This window comes from Parablautia sp. Marseille-Q6255 (assembly GCF_951230155.1).
Taxonomy (GTDB): domain Bacteria; phylum Bacillota; class Clostridia; order Lachnospirales; family Lachnospiraceae; genus Choladousia.
Genome location: NZ_CATNVD010000008.1, coordinates 92,102 through 109,200, shown reverse-complemented (window position 1 = coordinate 109,200; position 17,099 = coordinate 92,102). Strand labels below are relative to the sequence as shown.

Annotated in this window: 14 protein-coding genes and 1 pseudogene; 2 read left to right on the top strand and 13 right to left on the bottom strand. The window is 52.3% G+C overall.

All coding sequences use genetic code 11. The annotated features are described in order from the left end of the window. The first annotated feature begins 6 nt into the window (after positions 1–6). Positions 7–1,170, top strand: a complete 1,164-nt coding sequence (locus tag QOX44_RS07600; RefSeq protein WP_283682416.1) for an MFS transporter — start codon at positions 7–9, stop codon at positions 1,168–1,170. Between the two features lie 5 nt (positions 1,171–1,175). Here the strand turns inward: QOX44_RS07600 and QOX44_RS07595 are convergent, their stop codons facing one another. The 4 genes from QOX44_RS07595 to QOX44_RS07580 are packed head-to-tail and all read right to left on the bottom strand — an operon-like array spanning position 1,176 to position 3,897. Next, positions 1,176–1,889, bottom strand: coding sequence for a hypothetical protein (locus QOX44_RS07595; protein WP_283682414.1), 714 nt, complete (start codon positions 1,887–1,889; stop codon positions 1,176–1,178). 12 nt (positions 1,890–1,901) lie between these two features. After that, complete coding sequence (locus QOX44_RS07590) at positions 1,902–2,648, bottom strand: hypothetical protein (protein ID WP_283682412.1); 747 nt, start codon at positions 2,646–2,648, stop codon at positions 1,902–1,904. A 3-nt stretch (positions 2,649–2,651) separates the two neighbouring features. Further along, positions 2,652–3,521 (bottom strand): ABC transporter ATP-binding protein, encoded by an 870-nt coding sequence (locus QOX44_RS07585; protein ID WP_283682410.1) that lies wholly within the window; start codon positions 3,519–3,521, stop codon positions 2,652–2,654. Further along, on the bottom strand, positions 3,514–3,897 hold the full coding sequence (locus QOX44_RS07580; RefSeq protein WP_283682408.1) for a GntR family transcriptional regulator: 384 nt from the start codon (positions 3,895–3,897) through the stop codon (positions 3,514–3,516). The genes QOX44_RS07585 and QOX44_RS07580 overlap by 8 nt, the downstream gene beginning before the upstream one ends. A gap of 326 nt (positions 3,898–4,223) precedes the next feature. Between QOX44_RS07580 and QOX44_RS07575 the strand changes: the two are divergent. Continuing rightward, positions 4,224–4,333, top strand: a pseudogene (locus tag QOX44_RS07575) (type II toxin-antitoxin system mRNA interferase toxin, RelE/StbE family); the annotation flags it as partial. Between the two features lie 138 nt (positions 4,334–4,471). Here the strand turns inward: QOX44_RS07575 and QOX44_RS07570 are convergent. The 9 genes from QOX44_RS07570 to pth all read right to left on the bottom strand — a co-directional run bounded on the left by QOX44_RS07570 (position 4,472) and on the right by pth (position 17,077). Next, positions 4,472–5,839, bottom strand: a complete 1,368-nt coding sequence (locus QOX44_RS07570) for a citrate/2-methylcitrate synthase (RefSeq protein WP_283682405.1) — start codon at positions 5,837–5,839, stop codon at positions 4,472–4,474. 121 nt (positions 5,840–5,960) lie between these two features. Next, positions 5,961–7,541 carry a YARHG domain-containing protein gene (locus QOX44_RS07565; protein ID WP_283682402.1) on the bottom strand — a complete coding sequence of 527 codons (1,581 nt, stop codon included), beginning with the start codon at positions 7,539–7,541 and terminating at the stop codon, positions 5,961–5,963. Between the two features lie 4 nt (positions 7,542–7,545). Further along, positions 7,546–7,971: an ArsR/SmtB family transcription factor gene (locus tag QOX44_RS07560; RefSeq protein WP_283682400.1), complete on the bottom strand. Its 426-nt coding sequence runs from the start codon at positions 7,969–7,971 to the stop codon at positions 7,546–7,548. Positions 7,972–8,080: 109 nt separating this feature from the next. After that, positions 8,081–9,904 carry a L,D-transpeptidase family protein gene (locus QOX44_RS07555; protein WP_283682398.1) on the bottom strand — a complete coding sequence of 608 codons (1,824 nt, stop codon included), beginning with the start codon at positions 9,902–9,904 and terminating at the stop codon, positions 8,081–8,083. 37 nt (positions 9,905–9,941) lie between these two features. Then, positions 9,942–10,445 (bottom strand): shikimate kinase, encoded by a 504-nt coding sequence (locus tag QOX44_RS07550; RefSeq protein ID WP_283682397.1) that lies wholly within the window; start codon positions 10,443–10,445, stop codon positions 9,942–9,944. A gap of 154 nt (positions 10,446–10,599) precedes the next feature. Further along, positions 10,600–11,118, bottom strand: a complete 519-nt coding sequence (locus QOX44_RS07545; protein WP_331488350.1) for a nitroreductase — start codon at positions 11,116–11,118, stop codon at positions 10,600–10,602. A gap of 26 nt (positions 11,119–11,144) precedes the next feature. Beyond that, positions 11,145–12,674: a peptidylprolyl isomerase gene (locus QOX44_RS07540; RefSeq protein ID WP_283682395.1), complete on the bottom strand. Its 1,530-nt coding sequence runs from the start codon at positions 12,672–12,674 to the stop codon at positions 11,145–11,147. A gap of 163 nt (positions 12,675–12,837) precedes the next feature. Next, positions 12,838–16,401, bottom strand: a complete 3,564-nt coding sequence (gene mfd, locus QOX44_RS07535) for a transcription-repair coupling factor (RefSeq protein WP_283682394.1) — start codon at positions 16,399–16,401, stop codon at positions 12,838–12,840. 103 nt (positions 16,402–16,504) lie between these two features. Then, entirely contained in the window at positions 16,505–17,077 is a 573-nt protein-coding gene (gene pth, locus QOX44_RS07530) for an aminoacyl-tRNA hydrolase (protein WP_283682392.1), read from the bottom strand. Between the last annotated feature and the right edge of the window lie 22 nt (positions 17,078–17,099).

Genomic DNA, 17,099 nt, shown 5'->3' with positions numbered 1-17,099 from the left:
TAGCTTATGTTTCAATTATTATTAGCAATCATCTATCTGTCCTTTATCAGCCTCGGACTTCCGGATTCGCTGCTTGGATCCGCCTGGCCGAGCATATACCGCCAGTTTGACGTGCCTGTCTCCTACGCAGGTATCGTCTCTGTCATCATCGCCGCAGGCACGATCATCTCCAGCCTCCAAAGTGACCGTATGACAAAAAAGCTGGGCGCCGGGAAGGTCACTGCATTCAGTGTTGCCGCCACTGCCATCGCTCTGTTCGGCTTTTCCGTCAGTGATTCCTTCGCTGTCATGTGCCTGTGGGCGATCCCCTATGGTCTGGGCGCCGGCGGTGTGGATGCTGCGCTGAATAATTACGTGGCGCTGCATTACCCCAGCCGTCATATGAGCTGGCTGCACTGCATGTGGGGTGTGGGCGCATCGGTCGGACCGTATATCATGGGATATGCGCTCACCTCGGGGAGCGGCTGGCATATGGGCTACCGTTATATCTCCCTTCTGCAGATCGTACTGACCGCAGCCCTTTTCCTGAGTCTTCCGCTGTGGAAAACGCGCAGCCTGGAAAATGAAAATGCCGCGGGCGTCCCCACGGCACATCTGACCTTAAAACATATTATACGTATCCCCGGAGCCTGCTCCGTCATGACTGCTTTTTTTTGCTACTGCGCACTGGAGGCAACGGCAGGACTTTGGGCGAGCAGCTATCTGGTATTAAACCGCGGCATAGATGCAAAGACGGCGGCTGCCTTTGCCTCGCTCTTTTACATCGGCATCACGGTCGGACGCGCAGTCAGCGGTTTTCTGACGCTGAAGTTTCATGATACACAGATGATCCGCCTCGGGCAGGGGCTGATCCTGCTCGGTATCGTCCTCCTGCTCCTGCCAGGACGGACAGCCTGCCTCGCAGGACTCATTACGGTCGGACTGGGCTGTGCGCCGGTCTATCCGTGCATCATCCATTCCACGCCGGAACACTTCGGAGCAGACCGTTCTCAGGCGCTGATCGGCGTCCAGATGGCAAGCGCCTATACGGGCACCTGTATCATGCCTCCTTTGTTCGGTCTGATCGCCAACCATATCAGCGTTGCCTGGTATCCGCTCTATCTGCTCGTGATCCTTGCTGTGATGATCTTTATGCACGAGAGACTGGTAAAGGAAACAGCCGGAAAATAAAAATCTTACATCGTAACCTGCTGCCTGCGTAAGAACAGGTAGGAGCTGCCAAGCGCCGCTATGCTAAACAGCACGCCAATGATCCCCCACGCGCCTGCCGGAACCGATGAGACCGCTTTGATACAGGCGTTTGCGAGCCTGCCCAGTACTGAATCGGAAGCTGCATTGACCATCTGCGGAAATCCTATGCACACAATGATCCACACAGTGAGCAGCGCGATGCGCGCAGGTCTGCCAAAGCGCAGGATCAGCGCGCCTCCAAACAGCGTCGCGATCACCAGAAGTATCGCAGCCGGAGCACTCCATCGCAGAAGATACGGAAGTATCTCTAATTTTACCGGAAGCTCCGGATGCAGCGCCCCATTCAGTGCATTTTCCGCCATGCAAAACAGGATCACCATACCTGCCGCGAAAAGACTGGCTGCACACACACAGACCGTATACGACAGAAAAAAGTGTTTTCGTATACATCCCATCGACACTTCTACGTTAAAATACAGACCCATCTGCGTGATCGTAAGCGTTGCCGCGAAGATCGCTCCCGTAAATGCCGCCAGGATCGTGCCAAGTGGGACGTATGCCCCTGTATCCTCTGCAAACACAAGAAGTATCTGATATAAAACAAATCCAAATATACCCATTCCCCAGACAATGCCAACGCACAAAGCAAGCCAGTCGCGCCAGAGAACGCGGCACTGTCTTTTTAATGTCTGTACCATATGACTCCCTCCTCACACCTTAACTTCTGTTTTTGCTGTCGCAAATACTGCAAATACTCCTGCTGCCGCATACACGCAGACGCCTGCCGCAGCGACCGGCCAGAAATTCTTTTCTGCCACGTTTTTGATCAAAAACTCCTGCATGTGGATCAGAGAATCCTTTCCAAACATCGCAAAGCCTGCTCCCGCAAATCCGCCAAGGACTCCAAATGCGATCATCATAATGATCACTCCGAGCTTCCCCCAGCGCACCATCACCACGCCAAACAGGATGCCAAATGTAACGCCGACAAAAAGAATGCCCGTAAAAAACGGAAGCAGACCTCTCACTGCATCATCGCCTGCAGACTCCGGCAAGATCATCCAGATACCTCCCGCCAGCAGCAGGATCAGAGCTGACGCAGCTCCCTGCGACAGGACAATGCCGCATACGGCGCCCCGTCTCGTCACATTCACCGATACCAGCACCGGAAAGGTCGCCTGAAACATCGTAATCCCAAAGATCAGTAAAACAAGCGTTCCCATGATCAGCAGATACATCGGAAACAGCGCCAGATATGTCACCCCGTCTCCCTGTACATACGTATTGATCCCAAGGAGCTGGAGCATCCCCATGAAAACCGATACGGCGATGCAGCTTGCCACCCATACGAGCACCTCTCTTCCCCAGTAGCAAAGGCTGCGCCGCAGGCGGCTTTTGCGCACAGCAAAAGCCATCTGTCCCGTCTGCTCCTCCTGCATCTTCCATTCTTCTCTCATACATCATTCCTCCCCGCACAGCGCTACAAATATCTTCTGGAGACTGGGCTTTTGTATACTCACATCATACTGCTCCGGCAGCTTCTGTCCTTTCTCAAGCAGTACCGTCACGCCGCGGCTTCTTCCCAGGCGCTCCTCATGGTGACGCTCCAGTCCGGCGGTCGCCCGCTCCACCTCGTCCTCGTGGCCGCTCACATGGTAGCTGCGCTCCAGAAGCTCCTGCGTATTCTCCTTGAGCAGGATCCTGCCCTGATCTACCATGATCACTTCCTCGAACACATCTGCAGCCTCCTCGATAATATGCGTAGACACGACAAATGTGCGCCCCGTCTCTGACAATTCCTCGACAAGCAGTTCATAAAACCGCTCTCTCGCCACCACGTCAAGCCCCGCTACCGGCTCATCCAGAAATGTAAACTCTGCCTTGCTGGCCAGCGCCACGATGATCGTAACCATCGACAGCATTCCCTTTGACAGCTTGCTGATCCGCTTTTTCACATCCAGATGAAACTCCCCGACAAGCCTCTTTGCCATCTCCTTATCCCAGTACGGGAAAAACGTCTCTGCGATCTTCAGGTATTCCTTCACCTTCATAGGATTCGCATTATTTCCGGTCATGGGATTCAGCTCTCTGGAAAAACACAGATGAGAAAGCACGGACGGGTTTTCCCAGACGGTTTCTCCGTTGTACGTCACGCTCCCCTGCGTCGCAGGATTCTGTGCCGTCAGGATCGACAGAAGCGTAGTCTTTCCCGCTCCATTTCTTCCGATCAGTCCGTAGATCTTTCCGGATTCCAGCGCCAGATCCACCTGGTGCAGTACCTCATTTGTCCCGTATGTTTTTACAATACCCTTCGCTGCCAATTCACTCATTTTTTATCCCTCCATCCTTTGACTCCCGGATCATTGCGATCAGTTCCTTTTTCGTGATCCCCAGACTGCCCGCCTCTGCCAGAAGGCTCTTTACATAATCATCATAAAAATTTTTCTTTCGTTTTTCCATGATCTGTCTCTTCGCTCCCGTCGATACAAACATCCCGATCCCGCGCTTCTTATATAATATCTCCTCATCTACAAGCAGGTTCACACCCTTCGCCGCCGTCGCCGGATTGATCGCATACAGCTTCGCCAGCTCATTGGTACTGGGCACCCGCTCCTCCTCCAGAAGAATATCCCGCAGGATATCATTTTCTATCATTTCCTTGATCTGAATATAAATGGACTTCTCCTGTGTCAGAATCTCATTCACGCGCTATCACTTCCCATCTCCTCCTTATTGTTTCCATTTCCTTATGATCCCATATGGCGCATGACGCCTGTGCAGCTGCCGCGAACACCCGGGTTCACACCGCTCTCCTTGCGGATCACACATTCAGCAGCTCCTCTTACTTATATGGTTCATTACTTGTGTAATTAACCATACTACCATTTAAGTGAAATGTCAAGAGGATTTTTTGCAGTCCGGCATTTATTCAAATTTGCTGCCTCGGAGCAAATCAGAAAATAGATAACACAAAAAAGGGAGAAACAAGAAGCGGATTACTTCTTGCTCTCCCTGGTGTTCAAGATACCGTCAATCGTAAATGCCACATTCAGCCGGACTGGCTGCTCATCTACCGGATTGAGAACGATATGCTGGTGCTGACGCTGGCCGCACCGAAACGCACAGCGACCTGTTCGGTAAACGAGAGTGCTGCCGCCGTATGTGGAAACCTGTACGGCAGTTTTTCTGTGTGCAAAGGGGTGTCATGAAACATTTCCTATACGAAATATTTCCTGTCATAACATTTTCTGATTCTAAGTATACGTCTTTTCCTTCCGTCTTATCGATTGTCCAGTTCTACATATTCTCTGTGGTGTCCCACGTATTTGTATGCCGGGCGGATGATCTTCCCTGCGTTTACAAGCTCCTCGATCCGGTGAGCGCTCCACCCGGCGATCCTGGAGATTGCAAAGATCGGCGTAAACATCTGCTTCGGGATACCGAGCATAGAGTACACAAAGCCGCTGTAGAAATCCACATTACAGCAGATCGGCTTATGCAGCTTTTTTCTGCTTGTCAGAAGCTCAGACGCAATGCGCTCCACACGGTCATACAGCTCAAATTCCTCTACCCTGTCTTTTTCTTCCGAAAGAGAACGCGCATACTCCTTCAGGATGACCGCACGCGGATCAGATAAGGTGTACACCGCATGTCCCATACCATAGATCAGACCACTGCCGTCAAACGCTTCTTTATTGATGATCTTCATCAGATATCCACGCACATCCTCATCGCTGCCCCAGTTATGCACATTTGCCTTAATATCTTCAAACATATTCTCCACTTTCAGGTTAGCGCCGCCATGCTTCGGGCCTTTGAGGGAGCCAAGAGATGCCGCGATCGCTGAATACGTGTCTGTTCCTGTGGAAGACACGACGTGTGTGGTAAAGGAGGAGTTATTTCCGCCGCCGTGCTCGGCATGGATGACCAGAGCGATATCCAGTACCCGTGCCTCCAGTTCCGTATACTGCCCATCCTCGCGCAGGATACGCAGGATATTTTCTGCTGTAGAGAGCTTCGGATCGGGATAGCGGATCACCAGGCTCTTATCATTATGATAATGCTGATAAGAATGATACGCATATACAGAGATCAGCGGGAACGTCGCGATCAGTGACAGACACTGCTTGAGCACGTTCGGTATGGATATATCATCCGGATTCTCATCATAAGAATAAAGCGTCAGTACACTGCGCTGCAATGCGTTCATCACATCCATGCTCGGAGCCTTCATGATCACGTCCCGCACAAATTTGTTCGGCAGTTCTCTGTACTGTCCGAGAATCTCGATAAAAGACTGGAGCTGCTGATGGTTTGGAAGCGCTCCGAACAGCAGCAGATAAACCGTTTCTTCAAAATTAAATTTCCGCTTTGCAAAACCGTTCTTCAGGTCCATGACATTGTAGCCCTGATAGTACAGCTCGCCAAGCTGCGGCTCTTTTTCTCCGTTTACCGTGCGAAACGCCACTACGTCAGAAATTTCCGTAAGCCCGGTCAGCACGCCTTTTCCATCTGATTCACGAAGCCCCCGTTTGACATCGTATTCCTGGTACAGGTTCAGATCCAGCGCCCCTGAAATCATACAATACTTTACCAGCTCTGCCAGCCTGATGTCTCTTATTTTTCTGTCTGTATCACTCTGCAGCATAACCTATTCTCCTTCCTGTGTCTCTGTCTGATCTCCCTCGGGCATTCCCTCTCATGGCTGAAGGTTTTCCCGCTGCATTCTGTGAATGCTATTTCATAAATCTAAACGGGCGCAAAGCCATTTACTGCAGTGCGCTCATCTTATCCAGAAGATACTGGATGTTCTGGCTCTCTGTTGCACTAAAGACACTGCTGTCAAATGCATCCGCCTCTACTGTGCCCTGATACCAGGGCTGACTGTCAAAATAGCTCTGGATATCCGGATCAGAAAACTTTCTCCCATGTCTTGCGTAAATCTCATTAATCGCCATCTGCAGATCGTTGTAGGTCATCCCCTCCACATCGCTCTGAGTCACAGCCCGCTGTGAGCTCTCCGCAATATATCCCGAGCCGGACGGCTGCGTCTGGGGTTGTGTCTGCGGCTGCGTCTGAGGCTGTGTCTGCTGTGTCTCATCCAAAATCTCGATCGGCTCTGTCTCCTTTGGGCCTTCTCCTGATACCAGCATTTTGATATTTGCCCGGATAGTAGCAAGATCGGCTGAAAGCTCCTGATATTCTTTCTTTACTGCTTCGTCATCTGACGGATACTGCACATCTGACGGCAGTTCAAATACAAACGCCGCGCCATTTCCGGTACCGAGCACCTGATAATTCGGCAGACCCGTATAGGAGGTATCCGTGTACCGCGCCACCGTAAAAAGCACGCCTCCGCATCCGCGCGTCTTGGACGCCTGATGGTAAAAGGTGTAATAGTCTGTCCCCTGCGTAATACCATATTTTCCTGTCCAGTCACCTGGCAGTGTCACAGAAAATTCCTGATAATTCAGCACAATATCCGGCTTGGGCGCCTCTGTCGGCGGCTGTGTCTCAGACTGCTTTTGTGTCTCGGACTGTGCCGCAGACTCTGACTGATCCTTTGTCTCATTCTGGCTGGCTGTGTCATCCAGGACTGATATTACGCCTTCACTCTGGCTGCCTGCCACATCTGTCTGTGTCTGCCCCTGAAGCCTGTCTCCTGCATCCCGGTCCTTACTCCTGCCAAATATCCAGAATGCGCCAAATACGATCATCGCGATCAGAAGCACTGCTGTCAGCCCGATCAGCACATACTGCACCGGAGTCATCCGGCTGTCATCCTCCTGCGGCATCTGACGTTCCCACGACTGCTGCCAGTCCTTCTCCAGACGCTCCTCCCGGAATGATCTCCCCGGTTCCTGTACCCGCCTTCCATCCGCCCGCGATGGCCTGCGGATATCCTCCAGATACGTTCTTCCTCCGGCCTGCTCTCTCCTTTGTCCGTCTTTCACACGAACGCTGCCCCGGTCTGACGATGGCCTTCGTCCATCCTCTGTACGGGCATTATTCGGACCTGCCGACGGTCTTCGCCCGCTCTCTGGCCGGACATTATTCGGACCTGCCGACGGTCTTCGCCCGCTCTCTGTACGGACATTGTTCGGACCTGCCGACGGTCTTTGTCCATATTGCGCATAAGGATCGCCCTGTCCTGGCTCCTGTCCGCGACTCTGCCCCCTGCGGCCTCCATTCTCTGTACGCTCTGTCCGGCTGTCTGCCCTGTTCCTGCGATGCTCCTGCGCACGCTCTTCCTGTATATCCGGCAGGACCTCGGCCCCGCAGTTTTCACAAAATCGGCTGTCCGGCAGCAGCAGCTTTCCGCACTGCTGACAAAATCTGATCTTCCCCATATACTCAGCTCCATTTCATTATACTCTCACTGATCTGCGCCAGTCTTTTCCGATTGATCGAGTATATCGACCTTTTTCCTTCTTTTGTACACGTTACAATACCTGCCTCTGTCAACACCTTCATATGGTGCGACAGCGTTGACTGAACAATATCCACAGACTGAAGCAGCTCTGCGGCGCACAGACTTCTGTCTTTCAAAAGATCAAGGATCTTCATCCGGCTTTCGTCTCCAAAGATCCGTAAAAGCATCGCCAGATCTGTACTCGACAGGACCTCCTGCCCGGAGGCTTGCTTTTCCTGCTCTTTCGTCTTATCCCTTTTTGGTTTTTTGTCCTTTTGTCCCTTTTTTACCTGCTTTTCTTCCTGCTGCTTTCGTATCTCCCGCTTTTCTTTCTTTTTGAGCTTTTCCTGCTTTTTCTTTTTTCCCATACTTCACCCACCCACATAATTTTTTATTATATCACGGTATTTTCTCACAGTAAAGTGTTAAATTAATCCTGTTTTTTCTGTTTTTCTGTATGGCTCACTTCTTTTCACTCTACTCATAGACTATGACAGGCGTCCCGATCGAGACCGTATCATAAATGATCTGCACCTGCTCATAGGGGGTATTCACACAGCCATGGGATCCATTGCTCAGATAGATCGTTCCTCCAAAATATGCCCGTTCCTTCAGATCATGGATCCCGACATCTCCGTTAAACGGCATCCAGTAATCTACCGGGGAAGTATATCCCTCCCCTGTCAAAATGGCATCTCTCTTTTTCGCGTCAATCGCCCACACGCCTCCGGTCGGCGTGCCGTTTCCTTTATTTGGATTTCCCGTAACGACAGGCGTATCTACGATCAGCTCCCCATTTTCGTAACACCACATCCGCTGCTGCGAAATACAGATCTCTACATAGGTATAGCCTATCCCGCCGTTTTCATGACTCATTCCAGAATAGAGGTAAACCGGCTCCATTGTGCCGCGATATCCTTCATCCATCGCCTTTCGCAGCGCGGCAAGCGTTGCGTCCTGATCCAGGCACCAGCCGTAATCTCCGCCGGAAAGTGTCACCGTCGTCCCCAGCGATGTCGCAAATTCCACCGGAAGTCCGAATGTATCATATTTCGCTGCCAGAGACTCTACATACTGCTCGACTGAAGCGTCATCTATCGCAAATATCCCATCTCCCGTCTCTGTGATCCACTCCTGCATCAGGGTCGCATCCACCACTTCCTGCGCCACACCAAAATCAAGAGTAATACTGGCGCTTGCCAGCTCATTCATAGAGGCTGCGTCTCTTACCAGCTTCTCATTGTCACTGTAAATCTCCGGGGCAATATAGCAGCCTTCCTCTTCCAAAGAGACACTGTCCGCTCCGGAATCCAGACACGCAAAAATCAGTTTTTCTGTCCTGTCCTTATTCAGAGTCGTTCCCTCTACCTCCTGGATCACCTCAAAGCCATATGCGCCGGCTGCGATATAGGCATCCCGCGGTGGGATCGCCCGGACACTGTCCATGCAGGCAAGCGCATTGATCCTTTCTCTGGCAGCCTCCTTATCATAAGAAAAAGCAACCGAATCTGCCTCCTTTTTCGGCAGCAGCATCATCACCGGCCAGAAATACGGGCGCTGCTGCTTCATAAGCGTATCAATACTTCCATCATCCACAAATCCAAGTCCGATCTCTTTAGCCTGGATCGTCTCTGTCTTTTCCCCGCGCTCCTGAATCTGCAGCTCATACTCTCCAAGCTTCTTCGCTGCTGCCTGTTTCACTTCTTCGCCTGTCATCCTGCCGCAGTCCATTCCCAGGATCACCGTATCATCATAAAAATGAAACCCGTAATAGACTGCCACCGCAATATAAAAAACTGCCAGCAGTCCCGCAATACCGTAAAGTACACGGCGTACCCGGCTGATCCTGTGCTTTCTCAGCTTTTCCTGAAAATCGCGATGCTTTCCCACAGACTCCGTACGCTGCCGGGCTTCTGCCTGCTCTGCCTTTTCTGGAGTTCTCCGCTGCCGGGCTTCTGCCTGCTCTGCCTTCCCTGGAGTCCTCCGCTGCCACGCTTCTGCCTGCTCTGCCTTCCCTGGAGTCCTCCGCTGCCGCGCTTCTGCCTGCTCTGCCTTTCCTGAAGTCCTCCGCTGCCGCGCACTTTCCGCCTGGCTTCTTTGCCAAGGCATGCTCTGCCGCGCCGTCTCCTGCCCCCGGACGCTTCTCTTTGGTCCGCGGGACTGCGCATCCTTCCTGTCTCCCGCCGTATCCAGGCTTCCTCTGCTGCTCCGCCTGTCTGCGGTATGTATTTCCCCCGTATATACGCGGGCCCTTCCATTTCGTCGTTCTCTCCCCTGTTCCTGTTCCTTCGCCTCAGCCATTGTCCCCCAAACTCTCCCTGCTTCTTTTTTATGCGGATCACACCTTCTGCAAAATCTCCTCGCCGATCTCCTGCGCGCATTTCCCGTCTGTTTCTACCGTAATATCTGCCGCGGCAAGATATTTCGGCCGCCTCTCTCTCATAAGGGCTTCAATGTATTCCACATTCATTTTCCCCTCCAGCAGAGGGCGCGTATGACTGTCCCGCACACGCTCCAGTACCGTCTGCGGACGCGCACTCAGATAAACAATCCGCCCGCTCCTTCGCATGGCTTCGATATTGCACGCGCGCATCGGCACACCGCCTCCGCAGGAAACAATGCACCCCTGCTTTCTCTCCATATCGAGCAAAAGCTGCGTCTCCAGAGTCCTGAAATAATCCTCGCCCTTTTTTGCAAAAATCTCCTGGATCGTCATGTGCTCACACGCTTCGATCCTCTCGTCCATCTCTACCAGCTCCATATGGCAGATTTCCTGCAATGCATGCGCTACCGTAGATTTTCCGGCTCCCATAAAGCCGATCAGAAAAATATTGTTTCTCATAATACCCTCCGCGATCTTATCATTATAAGTATAGCGTGCCAACATGCCCCATGCAACTGTTTTATTTCTAAGGATTTCTTAAAAGAAAGTGAGAACCTGTATTATAAAAGCGCCGGTGGTCCTCACCACCGGCGCTGCATGTCAAAACGCTTTGTCACTTTACATAATATACCCAGTTATCTTTTCGCTGCGGCTCTGACGGATATTCCCCGTCTATATATCCCAGCGCACAGTGACCGATCCCTTCGTATTCGCCCTCTATGCCGAGCGAACGCAGAAGTGCTTTCCCCTCTTCGCTTTCAAACTCTTCCTTCGCTCTGTGTATCCAGCAGCTTCCTATACCCTGGTCATGTGCAGCCAGCATCAGGTTTGCCATAACAAGGCTTCCATCATATACCCGGTTCGCACAGGACTTATCTGCCAGCACGACCAGGATCACCGGCGCTTTGTAAAAAGGATCACCGGAGGTTCCCATAATCTGTGCATTGAGACGCGAGATCCGGTCACGCACCTCCTTATTGGTAACTGCAATGATGATCGGCGACTGCCGGTTCATCGCTGTCGGAGCATGTGTACCTGCGTCTATGATCCGCTCCAGAATATCTTCCGGTATCATTTCTTCCTTAAAACGTCTGATACTCCTGCGTGTCCTGATATTTTCCAGTGCTTCCATGATCCTACCTCCTCGCGGTGCGCTTTTTACTGTACAGTGGTCTCGCTTTCTGTCTGCGTCTCGGCCTGTGCAGCAGTCTCGCTTTCTGTCTGCGTTTCTGCCTGTGCAGCAGTCTCACTTTCTGTCTGCATTTCTGCCTGTGCAGCAGTCTCGCTTTCTGTCTGTGTCTCGGCCTGTGCGGCAGTCTCGCTTTCTGCCTGTGTCTGCGCCTCGCTGACAGCTTCTGTCTGAGCCTCTGTCGGCTGTGTCAGATGATAATCAAACGTGATCGTTTCAATTACCTTTTCATCTGCAGAGACTTTCGCTTCTTCCTGCCACTGTGTATAAAGAGAAGAAATCTGCTCCTGTCTGCGCTGTTCTACGATCGTCTCTTTCTTCGCGTCTGTCGCTTCACGGTCAAACTCAGAAACAACTCTGACTACATAATATCCGCTTTCCGTCTTGACTGGAGCCCCAACCAGCGTACCGTCTGCCAGTCCGTCCGTAGCCTCTACAAGCTCTGTAATGGAATAATCCGCGCCAAACGTTGTGCTTGATGCCGTCTTACCCATATCCTCTGCTGCCTTTTCAAACTCTTCCCCGTCTTTAAGCTTTTTCAGCATTTCTTCTGCCTGTACACGGGCTCTCTCCATTGCCTCCACAGCTTCCGGATCTTCTGTTTCTGTTTCCGTCTCTGTCTCGGCGTCTGACTGCGCTTCGCTTTCTGCCTCCGTCTGGGCATCTGTCTGCGCTTCGCTTTCTGTCTCGTCCGCGCTCTGCGTCTTTACGTCTTCCTTCTCTGTCAGCCCTGCAGTTTCACTCTCTGCCTCTGTTGCTGCTTCTGTCTCCGCTGCCGTTTCTGTCTCTGTTTCCGCTGCTGCTTCCGTCTCTGTCTCCACTGCCGCTTCCGTCTCTGTCTCCGCTGCTTCCGTCTCTGTCTCCACTGCCGCTTCCGTCTCCGCTGCTTCTGTCTCTGTCTCCGTCTGAGCCTCCAGCTGCTCATCTGTGATCGGTGTAAACAGGGTGTACTGGATCTTTCTCTGAGCGGCCTCCTCATCGGATACTTCTGTGTCGACGTCTGCGCTCATCTGCTCTTCCATCAGAATGCGCTCCATAGACAGCTCCAGATAACGCTCCACATGCTCCTGTGTAGTTCCGAGCTCTTTAAGCACCTCTTCATCGTTCGCTTCCACAAATGTTTTTGCGGCAGATGTGATGGAGTTCTTCTGCTCATCGGTAAGCGCTACATCATACTCCTCCATTTTCTGCTCGGCCAGCAGCGCCTGGGTCAGTTCCGTCGTCATCAGACTCTTCATATCGTCTCCCAGCGTCGTGCCCGCCCCATACATATCCTGATTAAATGGATCTGTCAGTCCGAGGGACATATACAGAGATTCATAGTTTGCCTGATTGTAGCGGATCGCGAAATTCATGACCCCAACCGGGATCGTATCATCATTTACTGTGATCGCTGTCGCTTCTGCATCAAATTCTGCTTTTTTTGAGCAGCCTGCAAGAGATGTCACTACCAGACCTGTGCACAGTCCCAGCGCAGCCGCTTTCTTTAAACCCTTCATCTTCATATCCTCCATTCTTTGGCCCTTCTGAGAGCGCCAAACAGGCAGGATATGCGAACTCTTACGCATACCCTCCTGAACAAATTCATTTTATCATTATAATCGTTTTTGCGGCATCCCGCAAGAGCTGTTTTCCCTAATCTGCACAGCTACTGCAGCGCTTCTATTCGCAAAGCTTCTTCACCGCCTCAAGAAGCTCTCTGACCGTCCGGAAAATATCGTCGCTCTCGTTTTTGCTGACGCGCGGCCTCGTATACAGAAAGTACGGATTCGTATCTATTTTAAATTTCAGCCGTCCCCTGTACTCCCTGAGCAGGCCGTCGATCTTCGTGGTATCGATCCTTGCTTTCTCATACATGACAAGCCGGATCTCCTCACCCTTTTGCGTAAGCTCTGTGATATACGCATCATGCGCAAGCGCGCGCAGCCTTGCGATCATCAGGAGGTTCTGGACGCTGCGCGGCAGCTCGCCGAAGCGGTCCATCAGTTCCTCCAGCATATCGTCATACTCTTCCTCGTTCTGGATCCCCGCGATGCGCTTATACGTGTCGAGCTTATGGAACTCATTGCTGATATAGCGGTCCGGGATATGTGCATCCACATCCAGGTCGATGACTGTCTCGTACTCCTCCTTCGGCTCTTCCATGCCCTGCAGCTCTTTCACAGATTCATTCAGAAGCTTGCAGTAAAGATCATAGCCGACTGCCGCCATATGGCCGTGCTGCTCGCTTCCAAGCAGATTTCCCGCTCCGCGGATCTCCAGATCCCGCATCGCGATTTTAAATCCGCTGCCAAGCTCTGTAAACTCTCTGATCGCGGACAGGCGTTTTTCCGCAATCTCCTTGAGCATTTTATTGCGGCGGTACATCAAAAACGCATAGGAGGTCCGGTTCGACCGCCCGACACGTCCGCGCAGCTGATACAGCTGGGACAGCCCCATATTGTCCGCGTCGTGGATGATCATCGTATTTACATTGGAAATATCCAGTCCCGTCTCAATGATGGTAGTCGTCACCAGTACGTCAATATCCCCGTTGATAAAGTCGTACATCACAGCCTCCAGCTCGCGCTCCTTCATCTGTCCGTGCGCGAAGCCGACGTGGGCCTGCGGAACGAGATTTGCGATCGTATTTGTCATCTCCACAATGGAATTCACACGATTGTATACATAATACACCTGACCGCCCCGGGAAAGCTCTCTGCAGATCGCCTCGCGCACCATCTCCTCATTATATTCCATGACATACGTCTGTATCGGTACACGCTCCTGCGGCGCTTCCTCCAGTACGCTCATATCACGGATGCCGATCAGGCTCATGTGGAGCGTACGCGGGATCGGGGTCGCTGTCAGTGTGATCACATCAACGTCTTTTTTCAGCTGCTTCAGCTTTTCTTTGTGCGCTACTCCAAACCGCTGCTCCTCATCAATGATCAGCAGCCCGAGATCCTTATACTGCACATCCTTTGACAGAAGCCTGTGCGTCCCGACCACGATGTCGACCATGCCCTTTTTCAGATCCGTGATCGTATGCTTCTGCTCCGCTGCGGTACGGAAGCGGCACATCAGATCCACCCGCACCGGAAAATCCTTCATGCGCTGCACAAAGGTATTATAATGCTGCTGGGCAAGGATCGTGGTCGGCACGAGGTATGCGACCTGCTTTCCGTCCTGCACCGCCTTAAATGCCGCGCGGATCGCGATCTCTGTCTTGCCGTACCCGACGTCGCCGCAGATCAGGCGGTCCATGATCTTCGTACTCTGCATATCCTGCTTGACCGCCTCGATCGCTGTCAGCTGATCCTCCGTCTCCTCAAATGGGAACATCTCTTCAAATTCATGCTGCCATACGGTATCTTCGCTGTAAGCAAAGCCTTTCTGATTCTGCCGCTGCGCATACAGATCCACCAGATCCTGCGCAATGATGCGCACGGCTCCTTTTACACGGGACTTTGTGCGGCTCCACTCCTGTGTCCCCAGCTTATTGAGCTTCGGCGGCTTTGCGTCGCCATCCGCATACTTCTGGATCACATCAAGCTGCGTCGCAGGCACATAGAGATTGCTGCCCCCGGCATACTCGATCTTCATATAGTCCTTTGTGATGCGGTCGACCTCAACCTTTTCTATTCCCCGGTAAACACCGAGTCCGTGATTCTCGTGTACGACAAAATCGCCGACTGACAGCTCGGTAAAGCTGCTGATCCTCTTTCCGTCATATTTTTTGTGCTTTTTCCTCTTTTTCTGACTCTGCCCGAAAATATCACTCTCTGAAATAACGACAAACTTGATCAGCGGATACTCATATCCCTTTTGCGCATGTCCGTACGTGATCAGAATCTCTCCCGGCAGTACCTCCCGCCCGGGATCCTCTGTGTAATAGCTTGTAAGTCCCTCTGCCAGCAGATCTCCCGCCAGGCGGCTTCCTCTTGTCCGCGACGCAGACATCAGGATCACCCGGTATCCCTCCTGCTTCCAGCGTTTCAGATCCTTGACGAGAAATTCAAAGCTGTTGTTGTACGGATTGACTGCATGCACAGTCAGGCTGTATTTGCCGGAAACGTGAAACGGTGCTCTCGCATTTTCCAGCGTGCACAGTCCCAGCGCATTGCCGGCACAGACCGCTGCCGCAAACTCCTGATAAGAAAACAGCAGTCCCGACTGTCCCGGCAAAACATAGCCCTTTTCCAGTCTGTGCTGCATACTCTCGCGAAACTCTGTCTCCACAGCCTGCCCGGCTTCCAGCACACGATTCGGCTCATCTACGAAAAACAGCGTATGTTCCTTATCAAAATAATCAAGAAAGGTTGTCTGTTTTTCAAAAAAGTAATCAATAAATCCTTCCATTGAGAGCGGCTCTGCCAGCTCCTCCAGGCTGTCGCGGCAGTTCTCCAGCAGATCCCGGATGCGCGCTGCTTCCTCGTTCTTTCCTTCTTTTCGAAAAACAGCTGCCGCCCGGTCTGCCTCCTTTTTGATCCGCTCCAGCGCCTGCTGCCTTTGCCGGGCGTCAGGGATCAGCTCTGCTGCCGGATAGATCTGTACCTGATCCATGTTCTCAATCGAACGCTGGCTCTCTGCGTCAAAGCTGCGCAGGGAATCGACCTCCTCGCCCCACAGCTCGATACGCACCGGATTTTCCTCTGTGAGCGGATAAATATCAATGATCCCTCCGCGTACCGCAAACTGTCCGGGGCCCTCGACCTGCCCCGTCCGCTCATAGCCAAGTGCGACCAGCTCTGTCTTGAGTGTTTCAATGTCGAGCTCATCCCCCACTTCGACCGTGCGGATGTGTTTTTTCCACTGCTCAAAGGAGACAAGATGATTCATGCACGCCGCCACTGTCGTCACGACTGTGATCTGACGTTTTTCAATCAGAGCTTTGAGCACCGCGATGCGCTGCTGCTCCAGCAGATTGCTGTGGATATCCGCCTGGAAAAAAATCAGATCCTTTGCCGGAAAGTACAGCACATCACGGTCAAAGAACCTGTAATTCTCATAAATCTCTTTTGCCCGCAGGTCATTGTACGTAAGGATCACAGTGGCAAACCGCGGCTCCGGCTCCTGCTTCAAAAGGACCGTGCGCCGAAACTGCTCCCCCGCGCAGTAAATAAAATGCGGCTTCTGAGAGTCAATGCAGCCGGTAACCTGGATCATTCCACGATTACCGGCCATCCTTGTGCTTATCTCTTCAAATTCACCCAATTGCTGCATGGGCGTCAAAAATGCTTCCATAACGCTCCTTTCCTGCTGCGCCGCCGCTGCCCGCTTCCTCTGCCGCGGTCTTTACCGGCGCTTTTTATTTGCTGACCGCAGCTTCTGTCCACAGATCCTGACGTTACCGTGCGGCCTTGTTAAACTCATTCATCACACTCTGCACATCTTCACAGACCAGACCTGCCGCCGCCCGGGCCGCACGTCCAAATGCTTCCTCCATGACTGCCCATTCCTCCTTTGAGAAATGACCGAGCACGTAATCTGCCAGATCATAGCCCGCCGGCTTTTCTCCGACTCCGATCTTTACCCGTTTAAATACCTGTGTTCCGACATGAGCGATGATGCTTTTGATGCCATTGTGTCCTCCTGCGCTCCCCTTTGCCCGGATGCGGAGCTGTCCTGGCGCAAGACTGATATCGTCATACAAAACGATCAGCTCCTCCTCCGGATCGATCTTATAAAAGTCACAGGCTGCCCGCAGGCTTTCTCCGCTCAGGTTCATATACGTCTGCGGCTTTACGAGCAGCACCTTCTGCCCCTCGATCACGCCGCTTCCGCACAGCGCCTGAAATTTTCTGGTACTGATATCGATCCGGTACCGGTCCGCCAGCCGGTCAATCGCCTCGAATCCGGCATTGTGGCGTGTGTGCGTATAGTTATTTCCTGGATTTCCCAGACCTGCTATTATATACATGCTTTTCTCCTTTTGGTGCATC